This is a genomic window from Sphingobium sp. L-44 (assembly GCF_056859495.1).
On the sequence record NZ_JBSXOQ010000103.1, the window covers coordinates 12,745 to 31,264 of the forward strand.

Genomic DNA, 18,520 nt, shown 5'->3' on the forward strand with positions numbered 1-18,520 from the left:
TGGCAGGGCCGAGCGACGCTCGGGTGACCGGTGCAATCGTCCTGAGCGCAGCCGGCGCGGCGCTTGGTGGCCTCTTGTTTGGTTTTGATACTGCCGTGATTTCTGGCACGACCTCGGCGCTGCAGGCGCGGTTTGGCCTGAGCGATGGCATGCTGGGCTTTACGGTTGCATCCGCTCTGATCGGTACCGTACTCGGCTCGCTGGTGGCGGGCGCGCCGGCTGACCGGTTCGGTCGGCGTGCGGTCATGCTTGCAGTTGCGATCTGCTATGTTGTGTCGTCGCTCGGCACGGGCCTGGCGGGCAGCTGGGGCACGCTCCTGGCCTTTCGGTTCCTAGGAGGTCTGGCGATTGGCGCTGCCTCGGTGGTTACGCCGATCTATATTGCCGAAGTTTCTCCAGCGCGTTTCAGAGGGCGGCTTGTTGCGCTGAACCAGCTCAACATCGTGATGGGCATTTTGATTGCTTTTCTATCCAATTACCTGATCGCCAATCTCGCCCCTGAACAAACCGCGTGGCGGTGGATGTTCGGCATCGTCACCCTTCCGTCAGCACTGTTCCTTGCCGTTAGTCTCCTATTGCCGGAAAGCCCGCGCTGGCTGGCGATTCATGGGCGGGGGCCGCAGGCGCTGGGCGTTATGAAAAGGCTGGGATTTCTCGATCCGACGGATGAACTTCGTCATATCCAGGAGGCCGAGGCCCGTCTTGATCGATCCATCGCACCGGGCCTGTTTCAGGCCGCCTATGCTCGCCCGGTCGCCTGCGCCATCGCAATTGCCATGTTCAACCAGCTCTCCGGTATCAACGCGCTGCTTTATTACGCGCCGCGTGTCTTTGAACTGGCCGGTGCAGGCTCTGACAGCGCGCTGCTGCAGTCTATCGCCATTGGCGGCACCAATCTGGTTTTTACCATCTTGGCGCTGTTTCTGATCGATCGCTTCGGTCGCAAGCCACTCCTGTACACCGGGTCGATCCTATGTGCCGTAGCCCTGCTTCTCGTGGGCTATCAGCTGGAAAGCTCTGATCCCGACGGCACGTTGATCCTTGTTGGTCTGTTGGGTTTCATCGCCGCCTTTGCCGTGTCGCAAGGCGCTGTCATCTGGGTGTTCATTTCCGAGGTTTTTCCCAGCGCGGTGCGCGGCAAGGGGCAGGCGCTTGGCAGCACGACCCATTGGGTCATGGCTGCTGCGATCACCTGGGCCTTTCCCGTATTTGCAGCCCGGGTCGGTGGTTGGGTCTTTGCCTTCTTTGGCGCGATGATGCTGCTCCAGTTCATCTGGACCTGGAAGGCGATGCCCGAAACCAACGGTGTCGCGCTCGAAGACATGGACCTTGGGAGTGCGCAGGCATGATCAGGACGCTTTTCTTGATGACCGCTACAGCTCTGATGGTTCCGGCCGCAACCCAGGCGCAGCGAGCCGATCCTCGCCCGACATATCATTTCGCGCCCAAGCGCAACTGGATGAATGACCCCAACGGTCTGGTCTATTTCGAAGGCGAATATCATCTCTTCTATCAATATAATCCCCATGGTGACCGCTGGGGGCATATGAGTTGGGGTCATGCCGTCAGCCGGGATCTTGTGACCTGGGAGGAATTGCCGGTCGCCATCCCGGAGACCGCCGACGTCATGGCGTTTTCCGGCAGCGCAGTGATCGACTGGAAGAATAGCAGTGGCCTGGGCCGTGACGGTAAGCCGCCGATGATCGCGGTCTACACCGGTCATAATCCCAAAGCCAAACTGCAGTCCCAATATCTTGCCTACAGCAATGACCGCGGACGAACATGGACCGTACATGGCGAGGTGCTGAGTGTGGGATCTCCGGAATTTCGGGATCCCAAGATCTTCTGGCATGAACCGACAAAGTCATGGGTCATGGTCGCTGTCATGGCGACCGAAAACCGCGCCGTCATCTTCACGTCACCCAATCTCAGGCAATGGACCTTTGCCAGCAGTTTCGGTCCGGCGGGCGGCCGGGGACGAAATTGGGAATGCCCCGATCTCAATCTCCTTCCCGTCGAAGGCGGAAAGCCCGGAGAGCAGCGCTGGGTTCTCAGCGTCAATCTGGGCGACCAAGCTGTGGGCGGCGGTTCGGGCGGCCAATATTTCGTGGGCGACTTTGATGGTCGTCGCTTCACGCCTGTCGAAGGGTGGGGCGGGGAACCGGTCTGGACGGATTATGGCGCCGATTTCTACGCGGCGGTCGCCTGGAATGATCTTCCCAAGGACGACCCTCGCCGCATCTGGATCGGATGGGCCAATGACTGGCGTTATGCCGAGGCGATACCCACCTATCCCGCCCGCGGTATCATGACTGTACCGCGCAGCATTTCCCTGAGGAAAACCGCCGAGGGCTATCGGCTGACGCAGCGGCCGGTGCAGGAACTGGAACAGTTGCGAGGCGGCAAACAGGCCGTGCGTCAATTGTCGCTGGGCGAAGAACCCGTTCCGCTCCCCGTCGAGGGTGGTGCCATTGATCTTCAGGCCAATCTTTCATTGGGACAAAGCGAGCAGGTGGCGATCACGCTGACCGATGGCGAGGGTTATCAGATGGTGATCGGCGTCAATCCGACGGTAAACGAGGTCTTCATCGATCGTTCGCGCTCTGGCCCGCATTTCCACGACGGGTTTGCAAACCGTCATGTGGCGCCGGTTGACCTGAGTAAGGGCAGGGTGTCTCTTCGCCTGCTTGTGGATGAATCGATCGTCGAGCTGTTCATCAACGATGGTGAGCAGACGATCACTGATCGCTTCTTTCGCGGTTCAGGAACCTTGCGCTGGAGCGCTTCTGCGCGCGGCGCACCTGCAATCATGGATATCACTGCATGGCCGATCAGGCCGGAGGTGTCCCGCTGACGATCACGCCACACGAGAGCTGAACAGCTCGATCACCATCGGATGATTTTGAATTTCCGCTGCATGGACAGTCGGAACGCAGCTTCGCGCGGCCTGCATAGCAATAAACAAAGGGAGGATAATCATGAATTTCAAGGCAGTGGCACTACTTGGATCAACGTCGCTCGCATCGCTTCTGCTGGCTGCGCCGGCCATCGCGCAGGATGCAGGCGGTAACGCGGCTTCGGCAAAGAAGAAAGGCGAGGAGACGATCGATTCCGCGTCGGTTCCAGACATTGTCGTAACGGGTTATCGTGCCGCGCTGGGCTCTGCGCAGGACATGAAGCGCCAGTCCGATGCGATTGTCGATGCGATCGTGTCGGAGGATATCGGCAAGCTTCCTGACAATAATGCGGCTGAAGCGATCTCGCGCGTCGTGGGTGTGCAGGTGCTACGCTATAATGACGAGGCGGGTGTGGTGCTTGTCCGTGGACTTCCGGACGTGAACACGACCTTCAACGGACGGGAATTCTTCACGGCTGATGATCGTGTACTGCATCTGCAGGATTTCCCGGCTGGCGTGGCCGCAGGTTTGGAGGTCTACAAATCGGGCACGTCCGATCTCATCGAGCCAGGGCTTGCCGGCTTGATCAATTTGCGTGCGCGTCGGCCGTTCGACGTCAAGGACACGCAAATTGCCGGCGAAGTGCGCGGATCCTATAATGACCAGTCCAAGGCCTTCGACCCTTCCGCCAACCTCCTGTTGACCAAGCGCTGGGATACGCCGATCGGCGAGATCGGTGCGCTCGTCAATTTCAGTTATGTCCGGATGACCTACCGCAACGCCGATCGTTATGCCGATTCCGCTATCATCAGCCCGCTGGGCTTTGGTGCTGATGACCCCGCCGATGACATGACCGTTACGACGCCAGGCGTGGGCAATTTCCGCTTTCCTGCCAATGCCGGCAATTTCTACGAGAAGGGCGTTCGGCATCGGCCCGCGATCAATGGCGCGATCCAGTGGCGACCGACCCCCGATCTGGAAATCTATGCGGAAGGCCTTTGGCAGGCCTATCGGGGCAAGGTTCTTCGCGATGGTTTCAACGTCAATTTCGAGCGTCGCAGCATCGATGGCATCGCCCCGACACTGAGCAATGTGGTCCTAGTCGAAGGCGAGCCCCTCAAGGCGGCAAGCTTCACCAAGACCGGCGGCTATGTGCCCGAATTCTTCCGGTCCACCCAGGACGACCAGACCGACACCTATCAGGCGGCACTGGGATTCAAATGGAAGACCGACCGAGCCACCTTGTCGGGCGACTTCGCCTACACCTACAGCAAATATGAGGCGGACGAAGACAGCGTCGATGGCCAGCTCGCCAGCTCGCCGACGATCAATGTTGAATGGGACGTCAAGGGTTCGGCCATCTTCGATCTGGGTGACTTCGACAAGACGAACCCCGCCAACTATATCTGGCGCGGCTATTATCAGCGGCATTTCGTCACCAAGGGTGATGGCGTGCAGGGACGGCTCGACCTGGATCTCGATACCGATTTTGACTGGCTGCCCAAGATCCAGGTCGGCATTCGGGCGAGCGACCGCACTGCGCTCATGCAGAATAACAACCGCTACGCCTACACGGCTGGCCTGGGTCTCCCGCTCGCGAGCCTGCCGACAGGCGAGCTTGAACTCATCAATGATGGCTTCCGGGGCGATCCGCAGCGCTTCCAGAACTGGCTGGCACCGACCCGCGGTTCCATCCGGGACAATGTGGAAGCGCTGCGGCAGCTGGCCTATGCGTCTGTGCAGCAATTGACGATCATGTTCCCTAATGACGGTGGTATCCGCGACGCCGTGACCAAGTTCGCGACCGAGGAAATACCGTTCGATCCGCTCAATGGCTTCACTGCCAAGGAAAAAAGCTATGCCATGTACGGCCAGGGCAAATATGAGTTTGACCTTGGGGATGTCGCTGTCGACGGTACATTCGGCGTTCGCGTCGTCAACACCGATGGCCGCTATTCCGGCTTCTCACGGGTAAACGGCTCTGATGGCACATCCCAGATCGTCCCGCAGGTATCGCGCCAGAACTATCTTGATGTCCTGCCTTCGTTTCAGACCCGGATCCGATTGACGCCCGAATTCCAGGTGCGACTGGCCTATAACCAGACCCGGACGCGGCCGAGTTTCGGCCAACTCAACCCATCCCTCAATATTACCCGTAACAGCCCTGGTCCTGACGGCTCGCCGCCGCAATATGCCGCATTTGGCAACGGCGGTAATCCGAACCTCAAGCCGCTGACGTCGAAAAATTATGACGCGACGCTCGAATATTATTTCTCCAAAAATGGGTCGGCGACACTCGCAGTCTTCTACCGGGATCTCCAGGGCTTCATCAGCAACTACACCCGGGACGTGATGGACCCGGATTACGGCCGTATCCAGATCAACCGCCCGGAAAATGCCGGTAAGGGCGAAATCAAGGGGGCCGAAGCGTCCTTCCAGACCTTCTTCGATTTCCTGCCAGGGTTCCTGTCCGGCTTTGGCGTCCAGGCCAACGTCACCTATCTCGACGGCACCAATGCACTTCCAACGGTGCTGGGCGAAGGCGCTCGCCAGGTACGGATTACCGGCCTTTCGAAATGGGCTTATAATCTGACCGGATTTTACGAGAAGGGACCGGTGTCTGCCCGTCTGTCCTACAATCACCGTTCGAGCTACATCAACAGCTACAACCGGAACTCGAACGAGGATCAATATGCCGGGGAAATTACCCGCGGCATTTCGCGCCTCGATTTCTCCGCCTCCTATGAAGCGATCAAGGGAATTACGCTCGTCGGCAATGTGAGCAATATCCTGGGCAAGCCGTTCAACAATTATCGCTATTATAACGAAACTCAGTATTTCCCCCGCGATCTTAGGGTTGAGGGGCGTTATTTCAGCCTGGGTGTCAGGTTCAAAATGTAGTCCAGGTGCATTGTTGTAGGGGGTGAGGCACTTGTCTCACCCTCAAAACCTGGAGAGCGGACTTCTGGAATCGATTCATCATCCGATCCATTAGGTTGACGTATTCAAAGACTATCCCACGCGGTTTTGAATCGGGCTATGCGCAGTCTTCAACAAAAGACTACGTGGGCAGTCTGAAGCAAGTTCATGGGGAATTATGATCATTCTCGGCGACGAAGTTGAAGATGTTGTGACCGATACGGGTGGCTTGATGCGCATCCATCTTTTTCGCCCTGCTCGAGAGGGGCGGTTTCCTGCTCTACTATTCTTTTCGGAAATATATCAGGTCACGGCGCCAATCAGAAGGATCGCTGCATTTTTAGCCGGACACGGGTTCCTGGTGGCCGTTCCGGAAGTCTATCATGAATATGAAAAGGCGGGCACGTTCCTGCCATATAATTCTGAAGGGACCGACAGAGGCAATGCGCTCAAGTTTCTCAAGCCGGTCGGTGCCTTCGATGCAGATGCCCGCGCGGGTCTTGATTTCCTGACTTCTCATCCGTCATCGACCGGACAGGTCGGCACGATTGGTAAATGCCTTGGGGGCCATCTGGCCTTGCGTGCGGCATTTGATCCTCGGGTGAAGGCGGCAGCCTGTTTTTATCCAACGGACGTCCATAGCGGAACATTGGGGGAAGGACGAAGCGACGACACATTTGCCAGGTTGATCGAGCTACGCGCTGAGACGCTGTTCATATGGGGACGGCAGGATCCTCATATTCCTTTTGAAGGGCGCGAAAGGATTCGCTCGCGGCTTGAGGCAGTCGGGGCGAGCTACGAATGGCTGGAGTTCAATGCCGCACATGCTTTCATGCGCGATGAAGGTCCTCGCTATGATCCTGCTCTGACTGTGCGCGCGCTCTTGGCATCCATCGCGCTATTCCAGCGAGCACTGTGAATACGAATACGCGGTGAATGCCATGGGCCAGCTCTCATGTTAGCCATCAAATAGATTTCAGAAGGTGAGAATAAGCTGTGGGTCGTCGCCGAACTGAAGATAATTCCGCGGGCCTTTCCAAGGCGCCTGCGATCACGCAGAATCCCGACATCCGTTATCTGGGACGCCTGCTGGGCGATGTCATTCGGGCCTATGGCGGGGAGAAACTCTACAAGCAGACCGAATATATCCGCTCCGCCTCGGTCGATCGCGCGCGCGGGCTGCAGGGCGCGGACCTGACCGACACGGGCCTGGATGCCCTCAATCTCGACGACACGCTCAACTTCACCCGCGGCTTCATGCTGTTCTCGATGCTCGCCAATCTGGCCGAGGATCGGCAGGGGGTGGCGGCGGAACCCGGCGCCGATGTCGCATCGGCGGTGGCCAAGCTCGAATCGCATGGCATCGGCAAGGATGCGGTGCTGGAATTGCTGTCGCACAGCCTGATCGTGCCGGTGCTGACCGCGCACCCGACCGAGGTGCGGCGCAAGAGCATGATCGATCACAAGAATCGCATCGCCGACCTGATGCAGCTGAAGGATGCCGGACGGACCGAGACGGATGATGGCGAGAATCTGGACGAGGCGATCTTCCGCCAGATCGCGCTGCTGTGGCAGACGCGGCCGCTGCGCCGCGAGAAGCTGTTCGTGCAGGACGAGATCGACAATGTCCTGACCTATTTCCGCGACATCTTCCTGCCGACGCTGCCGGCGCTTTATGGCCGGTGGGAACGGGTGCTGGGAGCGCGGCCGCACAGCTTCCTGCGGGTCGGCAACTGGATCGGCGGCGACCGTGACGGCAACCCGTTTGTTCAGGCGCCGCAGCTGCGATCGGCGCTGGGCCGCGGCTGCGAGGCGGCGCTGGCCTATTATATGGAATCGATCCATGCGCTGGGCGCGGAATTGTCGGTCTCGACCGAACTCGCCCATGTGCCCGAAGCGGTGCTGGCGCTGGCGCTGGCGGAGGCGAGCGGCGACGCATCGCCCAGCCGGCAGGATGAGCCCTATCGCCGGGCCATTTCAGGCATCTATGCGCGGCTGGCGACCACCTATGTCAATCTGGTCGGCAAGGCGCCGCCGCGCCCGTCGGCGCTGAAGGGCGAGCCCTACGCCGCGCCGGGCGATTTCCGCCGCGACCTCGTCACCGTGGCGCAGGGGCTGGCGAGCGAGGGTGATGGCGCGCTGTCGACCGGCGGCGCGCTCGGCCGGCTGATCCGCGCGGTCGAAACCTTCGGCTTCCATCTCGCCACGCTCGACATGCGGCAGAATAGCGACGTGCATCAGCGCGTGGTCGCCGAACTGCTGAAGGTTGCCGGGGTCGAGGCGGATTATGCCGGGCTGGACGAATTTGCCCGCATCGCCCTGTTGCGCAGGGAACTGGCGACCAACCGGCCGCTCGGCACGCGCTTTTCGGAATATTCCGAGGAAACGGCGTCGGAACTCGCGATCGTCCATGCCGCCGCCGAGGCGCACCGCACCTATGGGCCGCAGTGCATCACCCATTATATCATTTCCAAGGCCGAAAGCGTGTCCGACATGCTGGAGGTCAATATCCTGCTGAAGGAGGCGGGCCTGTGGCGCGCGCCGGAAAATGGCGATCCGGCCAAGGCGGCGATCATGTCGATCCCGCTGTTCGAGACGATCGGCGACCTTGAGGCCGCGCCCAAGATCATGACCGCCTATTTCGGCCTGCCGGAAATTGCCGGGGTGGTGCAGGCGCGCGGCCATCAGGAAGTGATGATCGGCTATTCCGACAGCAACAAGGATGGCGGCTACATCACCTCGACCTGGAGCCTCTACAAGGCGAGCCAGGCGCTGGAGCCGGTCTTTGCCGAGGCCGGGGCCGCGATGCAGCTGTTCCATGGTCGTGGCGGCGCGGTCGGGCGCGGCGGCGGCTCCGCCTTCAAGGCGATCCAGGCGCAGCCGCGCGGCAGTGTGCAGGGGCGCATCCGCATCACCGAACAGGGCGAGGTGATCGCCGCCAAGTTCGGCACGCGCGACGTGGCGATGACCAATTTGGAGGCGATGACCAGCGCGACCCTGCTCGCCAGCCTGGAACCCGAAGGCGTGTCGGCGAAGGATGCCGCCCGCTTTGCCGCGGCGATGGATGAACTGTCGAAGAATGCCTTCACCGCCTATCGCGACCTGGTATACGGCACCGATGGGTTCAAGGAATTCTTCCGCCAGCTCACCCCGATCCAGGAAATCTCCGGCCTCAAGATCGGGTCGCGTCCGGCGAGTCGGACCAAGAGCACCGCGATCGAGGATCTGCGCGCCATTCCCTGGGTGTTCAGCTGGGCGCAGGCGCGGGTGATGCTGCCGGGCTGGTATGGTTTCGGCCATGCGATCGCCGCGTTCGAGGACAAGGCGCTGCTGGCCGACATGGCGCAGCATTGGTCCTTCCTGCAGTCGGCGCTGGCCAATCTGGAGATGGTGCTGGCGAAGTCGGACCTGGGCATTGCGGCGCGATATTTGCCGCTGGTCGAGGATCAGGCGCAGGCGGAGACGCTGTTCGGGCGTATCCGCGATGGCTGGTCGCTGACCCATGACGGGCTGCTGGCGGCCACCGGCCAGTCGCGCCTGCTGGAACGGAGCCCGACGACCGAGACGTCGATCCGGCTGCGGCTTCCCTATATCGAGCCGCTCAATCTGTTGCAGGTCGAATTGCTCAAGCGCTATCGCGCCGGCGAGGATGATGCCCGGATCAAGGAAGGCATCGAACTGTCGATCAACGCGATCGCGACCGCGCTGCGCAACAGCGGCTGAGTTGGAACGCTACGGAGCGGGTGGGGATGGCCGACCCGCTCTGTAGGATGTGCCGCGCTTAACTTCGCACATTTCCCGCACATTTTGATCTTATCGATCAATTGTGGGAAATCATGTTGCGAGCGGCCAGCCGGTCCATCCCCCTTATAGCATCGCCCCGCTGGGTAGGACAGGCGCGGTCAGGGGAGGAGGGTGATGCGCCAGGTCTCGCCCTCGATCGGGTCGCCGAAGACGGTGTGAACGTCGCTCGATACGCAGACGAAGCCATGCCGGGCATAGATGCGGCGCGCAGGTTCCAATATCTTGTGCGTCCAGAGGGTGACGGCGCGATAGCCCTTGTCGCGGGCGAATTGCAGGCAGGTGGCGACCAGCGCGTCGCCGATGCCGCGCCGCCGGGCAAAGGGCTCGACATGGAGCAGGCGCAGCCGGGCGAGGCCGTCGCCCTCGTCGGTCAGGAATATCGCGCCGGCCATGATGCCGTCGATCTCCGCGATCCAGCATTGTTCCCGGTCCGGCTTGAAGTCGCGCAGGAAGGCGGCGACGGTTTCGGCCTCCAGCGTTTCGAGCGGCCGGCCCCAGCCATGGCTGGCGGCGTAGAGGATCGACTGGCGGGTGACGACCTGGCTGACCTCGCCGGTGCGGAAGGGGCGGATGGTGAAGGGGCCGCCGCTGGCGGGATCGAGCAACAGCCGGGCGCGGGTGAGCGCCTGGAGCAGGTCCTGCTGCTCGACGCTGTCGAGCCGGTCCAGATCCTGGGCGACGACGGCGCGCTGGCGGCTGTCGATCTGGTCGAAGGCGGCGCGGCCGGCAGCGGTCAGGCGGATCGGGCGGGCGCGGGCGTCTGCCGCTTCCTGGTCGCGGACGATCCAGTCCTTCTTCTCGAAGCGGGAGATCATGCGGCTCAAATAGCCGCGATCCAGATCCAGTTCGGCCTGGAGCGTGCTGGCCAGCACCGGTTCCAGCCGGGCAATCTCGAACAGCAGCCGCGCCTCGGGCAGGTTGGCGTCGCTGTCGAGGAAGCGCGCGTCGATTGCCCCCACATGGCGGGTGAAGAAGCGGTTGAAGGTGCGGATGGTTGCAATCGCCTGTTCCATGCCGACGCTTCAGCATAGATTGTTGACGGAGTCAACTATATTGGGGCAGGCGAATGCGGGACGGCCGCAGTCCATGGCCGTCCCGCACCCCATATCCCTTTATGGAAAGGGATGAAGGCTGGGCGGGTGGGCCGATCAACGACCGGCCCACCCGTTCATGCGATCAATATTTGACGACGACGCCGGCCATCGGGCGGATCGAATGGAAATTGCCGGTGGTGTCGGCCTGGACGCGCAGGCGGACATTGCTGCGCTCGGCCGAGCTGCCAAGGTCGGCGGGCGACAGTTCGAGGCCCGCGCCATATGTCATGCCATGATAGTCGCGGCTATCCTTGCCCAGCGCGTCGAAATTGGTCCACTGATAGCCGACCTTGCCGAAGAACATGCTGTCCTTGCCGGCCTTCACGCCGACGCGGCCGGCCGCGCCATATTCCCAGTCGATGTCGCCGCTGACGCCCTTGGACACGGTGCCTTCGACACCCAGCACAAGCGGGCCGGCGACATTATAGTTTACGCCCGCGACGCCTTCGACCATGCGGCCCTTGTAGCCGACGGGGGGAATGCCCTCCTTGCTGGTCTCGCTGTCATAATTATGCACGCCCGCCATCACGCCGACATAGGGTTCGATGCGGCGGGTGGAGCTGCTGTCTTCCTGCGCCATCGCGGCGGCAGGCAACAGGGTGGCGGCAGCAACTGCCGTGAAAAGCAGTGTCTTCATGGGGGTGACCCTTTATCTGTTTCTGAAATTGGGCCGGGGTGTGGACCCGCCGGCATGTCCCGTGCGCTGCAAGCGTCTGCGAGGACATGGGGGATCAATGGTCGGGGCCGGCGGAAGGTTTCCTGAACGAAATGCGAAATATCGGCCGAACCATGATTATGTGTCGGAAACGACACGGTTTCTGTCAGGGGGATGAACGAAAGTCGCTTTTTCTGAACCACAGATAAATGCCCGATCTTGAACCGCTTTTCATTCACCACCAATTCAACCGCGCGGCGTTAACCGGGGTCATGAAGCATATGAGGAGACAGGCAATGACGCGGACCGGATCACGATTCCTGGCTGTGCTTGGTCTCGCGAGCGCGATGGCCCTGGGGGGCTGCGCCTATGATGACGGCTATGGCTATGGCGGCGTGAGCGTCGGCACCGGCTATTATGGCGGTGGTGGCTATTATGGCGACGGCTATTACGGGCCTTATGGCTATGCGCCGGGCGGCTATGGCGGCTGGTACAACGACTTTTATTATCCGGGACGCGGCTATTATGTCTATGATCGCGCCGGTGCGCGGCATCGCTGGAATGACAGCCAGCGCCGCTACTGGGAAGCGCGCCGCAAGGACCGGCCGGGCAATGGTCGGCCCGGTGACGGCAGGCCCGGTTATGGGCGCCCCGGTGACGGACGTCCGGGGGATGGTCGGCCGGGCTGGGATCGTCCGGGTGGCGGGCGCCCCGAGGGCAATCGGCCGGGCGACGGACGCCCTGGCGGTCGCCCCGGCTGGAATGGCGGCGATGGTCGGCCCAATGACGGCAATTGGAGCCGTCCGCGTCCGCCGCGCGGCAATGACACGCCCGGCCGCGGGCGTCCCGGTGCCAGCGGCGGCGACCAGCGCTATGTGCCGCAACCCGGCCAGCGCCCGCCCCAGGCGAGCCGCCCGCCGCGCGACATGGGCGGCAGCGCCCGCCCGGCACCGCGCATGCGGAGTGGTGGTGAAATAAGGGGTGGCCGGGAGCCGGAACGGACCCGGCCCCAGTGATGCGGGAGAAATCTATGAGGGGGATGACCGGCGCTGCATTGCTGCTGGGCCTGGTGAGTTTGGCCGCCTGTGACGGGCGCGAGGAAAGCGCGATCGACAATCTGGCCAATGGCGCCAATGCCAGCCAGGTGGAGAATAATGTCCGGGCCGAGGCGCAGGCGCTGATGGAGCCGCTGGCGCCGCCGGTGCCCGGCACGCCCGGCGGCCTGCCGGTCGAACCGGCCCCGGCCGAGGAAGGCGCGATCGACCCCGACAGCGCGCAGGGCGCGGCCCAGGTGGTCCAGGGCTATTATGGCTTGCTGGAGGAAAAGCGCTTCAGCGACGCGCAGGATCTGTGGAACGACAAGAGCGCGATCGGCGCGCAGGATGATGCGCATTTCGCCGCGCGCTTCCGTGGCTTCAGCGAGATCCATGCCAATATCGGCAGCCCGGCCGAGATCGAGGGCGCGGCGGGATCGAGCTTCGTGACGGTGCCGGTGCAGGTCTATGGCCGGCTGAAGGCGAACGGCAAGCCCTGGTATCGGTTGCGCCAGGTGGTGCTGCGCCGGGTCGATGAGGTACCGGGCGCGAGCGAGGCGGATCGGCGCTGGCATATCGAATCGATCGGCGCCTATGTCGCGCCGCCGGCGGACGAGTCGGACAATGCGACCCAGACCGCGCAGCTGATTTCCGCGACCGACGGCATGGCCCGGAAACACTGACACCGGCGCGGCGGGGCCGCACCGGTGTCGGGGCTTGGCCTGCTGCCATGCCCATGAGGGCTGGCGGTGGCCTTGACGGCGTATCGCTTACGCGACGGTCGCCTTGACGATCTTGCCCGGAGTCTTGGGCGGCTCGCCCTTGGGCAGCGCGTCGACATGTTCCATGCCCGACGTCACTTCGCCCCAGACGGTGTACTGGCCGTCGAGGAAGGTGGCATCGTCGAAGCAGATGAAGAACTGGCTGTTGGCGCTGTTCGGGTTCATCGCGCGGGCCATCGAGCACACGCCACGGACATGCGGTTCGCGGCTGAATTCGGCCTTGATGTCGGGCAGCTTGGAACCGCCCATGCCGGTGCCGGTCGGATCGCCGCCCTGCGCCATGAAGCCGGGGATGACGCGGTGGAAGACCACGCCGTCATAGAAGCCGTCCTTGGCAAGGGTGGTGATGCGTTCGACATGGCCGGGCGCCAGATCGGGGCGCAGCTTGATCACGACGTCGCCGCCGCTGTCGAGGGAAAGGGTAAGGGTTTCGTCGGCCATGAAAGATCCTCTCATTGGGGAAGGCGTTGATCGCCTCATATAGAGGCTTGGGATGGGGATGGAAGCGGCTGTTTGGCAAAGCCTGTCCCATCTGTTGCCAAAGCACGTCCAACCCCATTGCAATTATATTGTGCATCGGCGAAAGCATCGAAATGTTACAGGAACCGGACAGTTGCGCGCGCCATGACCGAACGTGGCGATTTGGCCGAGCCGCGGCCGCACGAGGAACTTGCTGACGAGAGTCTGATCTCGGCCGGTATGGAGCAGGCCGAGTCGAGCCTGGACGAGGATGACCGGCTGAAGCCCGAATTCCTGTCCGCCGTGCTGGATGCGGTGGACGAGGGCGAAATCGACCATGCGCGCGAGCTGGTCTCGCCGCTGCATCCCGCCGACATTGCCGACCTTCTGGAATTGACCCCGGCGGAGCAGCGCGGCGATGTCGCCGCCGCGCTGGGCGACCTTGTCGGCGCGGAGGTTCTGTCCGAACTCAACGATTATGTGCGCGACGACCTGATCGGCGCGCTGGCGCCCGAGCAGGTCGCCGAATTCGCCTCCGAACTCGATACCGACGATGCCGTCGCGATCATCGAGGACATGGAGGAAGCCGATCAGCAGGCGGTGCTGGAGGCGATGGAGCCGGAAGATCGCGCTGCGATCGAGTCCGCGCTGTCCTATCCAGAAGAATCCGCCGGCCGCATGATGCAGCGCGACCTGGTCGCGGTGCCCGAGCATATGACGGTCGGCCAGGTGATCGACTATCTGCGCGACAATGGCGACCTGACCCGCGATTTCTGGGAAATCTTCGTCGTCGATGAAGGGCATAAGCCGATCGGCACCTGTCAGCTGAGCTGGGTGCTGACCTGTCCGCGCGGCATTGCCATGGCCGACCTGATGAAGCGCGAGCAGACGCTGATCCCGGTCGACATGGACCAGGAAGAAGTGGCGCTGCGCTTCCAGAAATATGCGCTGATTTCCGCCGCGGTGGTCGATGGCAGCGGCCGGCTGGTCGGCATGATCACGGTCGACGACATCGTCCACATCATTTCCGAGGAAGCGGGCGAGGATATTCTCCGCCTGTCGGGTGCGGGCGAAGGCGACATCAACGAGCCGGTGATGGACAGCTATCGCGCGCGCGTGCGCTGGCTGCTGACCAATTTGCTGACCGCGCTGGTGGCGTCCACCATCATCGGCATTTTCGAGAATACGATCGAGAAGATGGTGGCGCTCGCCACGCTGATGCCGATCGTCGCGGGCGTGGGCGGCAATGCCGGCAGCCAGACCATGGCGGTGACGGTGCGCGCGCTGGCCACCAACCAGATTACCGGGTCAAACGCCCGCCGCACCATATTGCGCGAAATACGCGTGGCTTTGCTCAACGGCTGCACCGTGGCGCTGGTGCTGGGGCTGGGCGTGGGGCTGGTGTTCCACAATGTCGCGCTGGGCAGCGTGATAGCCGCGGCGATGATGACCAATATTGTGACGGCCGGGCTGGCGGGTGCGGCGGTGCCGCTGGCGTTCGACCGGATGAACCTCGACCCGGCGGTGGCATCCTCCATCTTCGTCACCATGATCACGGATTCGATGGGCTTCTTCGCTTTTCTGGGGCTGGCGACGGCGGCGGGATTGACCGGCTGAACCGCCGCCCCATCTAGACGCCAATGCCGCTGCACCTGACCAAGATCGCCTTCCAGAGCGAAAGCCCCGCGACCCTCAAGGCCTGGCTGGAAAGCCATGCGGACGAAGCGCGCCTGACCACCCGTTACCTGCCCAAGCGGCTGGAGGAGATGGATGGCGGATCGCTCTACTGGATTCACGGCCATGCGCTGGTCGGCCGCAGTCCGATCCTGGGATTTCAGGAGACCGGGCAGGGGCGCTACTGGATCCGGCTGGCGCCGCGGCTGATCCCGGTAAGGACGGCGCCCAAGCGCGCGCATCAGGGCTGGCGCTATCTGGAGGACAAGGATGCGCCGCCCGATCTGGGCGGGGGCGAGGCGGACGATCTGGAAGCGATGCCGCCGGCCATGCTGAACGAACTGGCGCGGCTGGGGCTGGTCTGACGCCAGCCCCAGTCGAGGTTCAGATCATCGGCTTGCCATCGGCCTTCACCACGGCGCCGCCCTTCATGACGAAGCCGACCTTTTCGAGCTGGCGGACATCGGCCAGCGGATCGCCGTTGACCGCGATCAGGTCGGCATAGCGGCCGGCCTGCAGCGTGCCCACATCGGCGCTGCCCAGCAGGTCGGCGGCATTGGCGGTGGCGGCCTTGATCGCCTCCATCGCCGGCATGCCGGCGCGCACCATCAGCGCGAATTCCTGCGCATTTTCGCCATGGTCGGACAGGCCGAACGTGTCGGTGCCAAAGGCGATCTTGACCCCAGCGGCATAGGCATCGCGCAGATTCTTCTGCAGCAGCGGGCCGATCACCAGCGCCTTTTCGGCGGTCGAGGGATTGAGCTGTTCGGGATGTTCCTTGGCGCGCTGATAGACGCGCTCGCCCACCAGCATGGTCGGCACCAGATAGGCGCCATATTGCTTGAAGATCTTGTAGCTGCCGGCGTCGGCATAGGAACCATGCTCGATCGAATCGACACCCAGCGCAATCGTGTGGTCGATCGCCTCCTTGCCATGGGCATGGGCCGCGACCTTCATGCCCAGACTATGGGCGGTGTCGATCACCGCCTTGATCTCCTCGTCGGTCATCAGCTGATGCTTGGGATCGTCGCCGATCGACATGACCCCGCCAGACGGCATGATCTTGATGAGGTCGGCGCCCTCGCGCTTCAGGCGGCGCACGGCGATGCGGGCGGCTTCCGGGCTGTCGATCACATTGTCGCTGATGTGGGGAATGTCGGCAAATTCGACGCGCAGGCCGTTGACCGCGTCGCCATGGCCGCCAGTCGGGCCGAGCGGCGTGCCCGCCACCCACAGGCGCGGGCCGGGGATGACGGCGCCGTCGATCGATTTCTTGAGCGCGACGATCACCTGGGTATCGGCGCCGCAGTCGCGGACCGAGGTGAAGCCGGCGAGCAGTGTGTTGCGCACGAAGCCGGTCGCCTCGATCGCGTCCTCATAGGCGCTGCGCGTCACCGCGTTGCGGATCGGGTCGCCGCTGTGCCAGCCGGCGGTGATATGGTCATGGGTGTCGATCAGGCCGGGAAGCACGGTCTTGGCCGACAGGTCGATCACCTCCGCGCCGGCGGGCGTGACGAAGCCCGACTGGATCGCGGTGATGCGATCGTCATGGATCAGGATCGACACTTTCTCGCGCGCGGTGGCGCCGGTGCCGTCGATCATCCGTCCGGCATGGACCACGACATCCTTGGCCATTACGGCCGGCGCCGACACCGCGACCAGTGCCGCCATGCTGCATGCGGCCAGCGCCGCTGCCTTCCCCCAGATCATGTAACCCCCTGTTTAATTTGATGGCGGCAGCGTCGCGCGCAGCGGGCCGGCCGTCAACGAATTTATATCAGGCGAGGGCGTGGAGCCGTTCGCCGACCATTCGCAGATCGGCGACGAAGCGGGCCTGTTCTTCCGCCTGGCGATCGGGGTCGGGCAGGCGCAGCAGATAGCTGGGATGGACGGTGATCCAGGCTTCGGCGCCGTCGTCGAGCGGGAGGGGGCGGCCGCGCATCTGGCTGATCGTCACCGGCTTGCCCAGCAGGGCGCGGGCCGCGGTGGCGCCCAAAGCGACGATGATGCGCGGGCGGATCAGGTCCAGTTCCTGTTCCAGCCACCAGCGACAGGCCCTGATCTCCGGCACGTCGGGCGTCTGGTGCAGGCGGCGCTTGCCGCGCTGCGCATATTTGAAATGCTTGACGGCGTTGGTGACATAGGCACGGGCCCGATCCACGCCGGCCTCCGCCAGCGCCGTGTCGAACAAATGACCGGCGGGGCCGACAAAGGGGCGGCCAGCCAGATCCTCCTGATCGCCCGGCTGTTCGCCGATGAAGAGCAAAGATGCGTCGAGCGGACCTTCGCCGAACACGGTCTGCGTGGCTGGTCCGTGCAGCGGGCAGCGGGTGCAGGCCATCGCCTCGTCACGCAGCGCCTGCCAGACGGCACGGAGATTGCCGGGGCGGGCTGTCGGGCGGGGTGCGGGGCGCGGGGCGGTGGCGATCATCGCCGCCTCGCGCGCCTGGGCGCCGGCAACCAGATCGGGGATCAGGGCGGCTTCGGGCAGGTTGCGCCAATATTTGCGCGGCATTTCCGACAGCATCGCCCCGGTCTTCAGCCGGGCCGGGTTGAAGATGGCGGCATAATAGCCCTTCCACACATCTTCGACCGGATCTTCGGCCGGGGCGTCGCCGCGCTGTGCGCCCGGCCCTTCCGTCAGTTTCTCGCCATCCCAGTGGATGCTGACCTCCGGCGTCAGGATCGACCAGCGCATCGATGCGAAGCGGCGGGTGAAGAAGCCGGCATTGGCGCGGACGATATGATGGTCCGGTTCGAACCAGGCGATGAAGCGCGGGCCGTCGCCTTCATCCAGCTCGCGGAAGCGGACGAAGGCGCGCATCTTGTGGATATCGCGCCGTACCGCCTTGGCCAGATCCTCGACCCGGCGCAGCAGCGGATCGGCGCGATCCTCCATCCGGCCGGGCACTGTGCGCACCGCCAGCAACAGGCTGTAGAGCAGGGCGAAGCGGGCGGGATCGCGATGAAGGATCGCGCTTTGCGCCAGTTCGACAAAGGCGCGCGGCACGGAAAAGGCCGCATCCGCCGGAGCCGGGGGCAGGGGCGTCGCGTCGCTGCCGAACAGGTCTGGCGTGGCGCTGCCCGCGACATCCCAGAGGATGGCGTCGGCGGGAATGGCGGCCAGGGCCAGCGCGCGGGCCGCATCGCGCCAGCCCTCAAAATCGTCCGGCCCCGCCAGCGTCACCCGATGCATGGCCGT

At 63.2% G+C, this 18,520-nt stretch carries 14 protein-coding genes; 9 read left to right on the forward strand and 5 right to left on the reverse strand.

Annotated elements, in window-relative coordinates:
- Positions 1-23 precede the first annotated feature (23 nt).
- The 5 genes from AC13EK_RS16415 (at position 24) to ppc (ending at position 9,539) form a co-directional block, all read left to right on the forward strand.
- Positions 24-1,349, forward strand: coding sequence for a sugar porter family MFS transporter (locus tag AC13EK_RS16415; RefSeq protein ID WP_037522330.1), 1,326 nt, complete (start codon positions 24-26; stop codon positions 1,347-1,349).
- A complete protein-coding gene (locus tag AC13EK_RS16420; protein ID WP_026109703.1) occupies positions 1,346-2,854 on the forward strand; it encodes a glycoside hydrolase family 32 protein in 1,509 nt (502 codons plus the stop codon). The genes AC13EK_RS16415 and AC13EK_RS16420 overlap by 4 nt, the downstream gene beginning before the upstream one ends.
- Positions 2,855-2,978: 124 nt before the next feature.
- Positions 2,979-5,798: a TonB-dependent receptor gene (locus AC13EK_RS16425; protein WP_483022277.1), complete on the forward strand. Its 2,820-nt coding sequence runs from the start codon at positions 2,979-2,981 to the stop codon at positions 5,796-5,798.
- Between the two features lie 196 nt (positions 5,799-5,994).
- Positions 5,995-6,735 carry a dienelactone hydrolase family protein gene (locus AC13EK_RS16430; RefSeq protein WP_483022278.1) on the forward strand — a complete coding sequence of 247 codons (741 nt, stop codon included), beginning with the start codon at positions 5,995-5,997 and terminating at the stop codon, positions 6,733-6,735.
- 77 nt (positions 6,736-6,812) lie between these two features.
- The gene (ppc, locus tag AC13EK_RS16435) at positions 6,813-9,539 is read left to right on the forward strand and encodes a phosphoenolpyruvate carboxylase (protein WP_483022279.1); all 2,727 of its coding nucleotides are present in this window, start codon (positions 6,813-6,815) and stop codon (positions 9,537-9,539) included.
- A gap of 179 nt (positions 9,540-9,718) precedes the next feature.
- Here the strand turns inward: ppc and AC13EK_RS16440 are convergent, their stop codons facing one another.
- Both AC13EK_RS16440 and AC13EK_RS16445 read right to left on the reverse strand, forming a co-directional pair.
- Positions 9,719-10,633, reverse strand: a complete 915-nt coding sequence (locus AC13EK_RS16440; protein ID WP_483022280.1) for a bifunctional helix-turn-helix transcriptional regulator/GNAT family N-acetyltransferase — start codon at positions 10,631-10,633, stop codon at positions 9,719-9,721.
- Positions 10,634-10,796: 163 nt separating this feature from the next.
- Positions 10,797-11,351, reverse strand: a complete 555-nt coding sequence (locus AC13EK_RS16445) for an outer membrane protein (RefSeq protein ID WP_004208639.1) — start codon at positions 11,349-11,351, stop codon at positions 10,797-10,799.
- A 314-nt stretch (positions 11,352-11,665) separates the two neighbouring features.
- Here AC13EK_RS16445 and AC13EK_RS16450 point away from each other — a divergent pair, with 314 nt between their 5' ends.
- Positions 11,666-12,385, forward strand: a complete 720-nt coding sequence (locus tag AC13EK_RS16450; RefSeq protein ID WP_069338848.1) for a peptidase — start codon at positions 11,666-11,668, stop codon at positions 12,383-12,385.
- Between the two features lie 14 nt (positions 12,386-12,399).
- The gene (locus AC13EK_RS16455) at positions 12,400-13,086 is read left to right on the forward strand and encodes a hypothetical protein (RefSeq protein WP_170828779.1); all 687 of its coding nucleotides are present in this window, start codon (positions 12,400-12,402) and stop codon (positions 13,084-13,086) included.
- A gap of 87 nt (positions 13,087-13,173) precedes the next feature.
- Here AC13EK_RS16455 and AC13EK_RS16460 read toward each other — a convergent pair whose 3' ends face one another.
- A complete protein-coding gene (locus AC13EK_RS16460) occupies positions 13,174-13,626 on the reverse strand; it encodes a peptidylprolyl isomerase (RefSeq protein ID WP_004208636.1) in 453 nt (150 codons plus the stop codon).
- Between the two features lie 183 nt (positions 13,627-13,809).
- Here AC13EK_RS16460 and mgtE point away from each other — a divergent pair, with 183 nt between their 5' ends.
- Together mgtE and AC13EK_RS16470 are read left to right on the forward strand one after the other, a co-directional pair.
- Positions 13,810-15,261, forward strand: coding sequence for a magnesium transporter (gene mgtE, locus AC13EK_RS16465; protein WP_069338846.1), 1,452 nt, complete (start codon positions 13,810-13,812; stop codon positions 15,259-15,261).
- A gap of 23 nt (positions 15,262-15,284) precedes the next feature.
- Positions 15,285-15,683, forward strand: a complete 399-nt coding sequence (locus tag AC13EK_RS16470; protein ID WP_007710206.1) for a DUF1489 family protein — start codon at positions 15,285-15,287, stop codon at positions 15,681-15,683.
- Between the two features lie 19 nt (positions 15,684-15,702).
- On the opposite strand, the gene AC13EK_RS16475 is transcribed toward AC13EK_RS16470, so the two are convergent.
- Together AC13EK_RS16475 and AC13EK_RS16480 are read right to left on the reverse strand one after the other, a co-directional pair.
- Positions 15,703-17,028: a metal-dependent hydrolase family protein gene (locus tag AC13EK_RS16475; protein WP_069338845.1), complete on the reverse strand. Its 1,326-nt coding sequence runs from the start codon at positions 17,026-17,028 to the stop codon at positions 15,703-15,705.
- A gap of 67 nt (positions 17,029-17,095) precedes the next feature.
- Entirely contained in the window at positions 17,096-18,514 is a 1,419-nt protein-coding gene (locus tag AC13EK_RS16480; protein ID WP_313230573.1) for a UdgX family uracil-DNA binding protein, read from the reverse strand.
- Positions 18,515-18,520 lie beyond the last annotated feature (6 nt).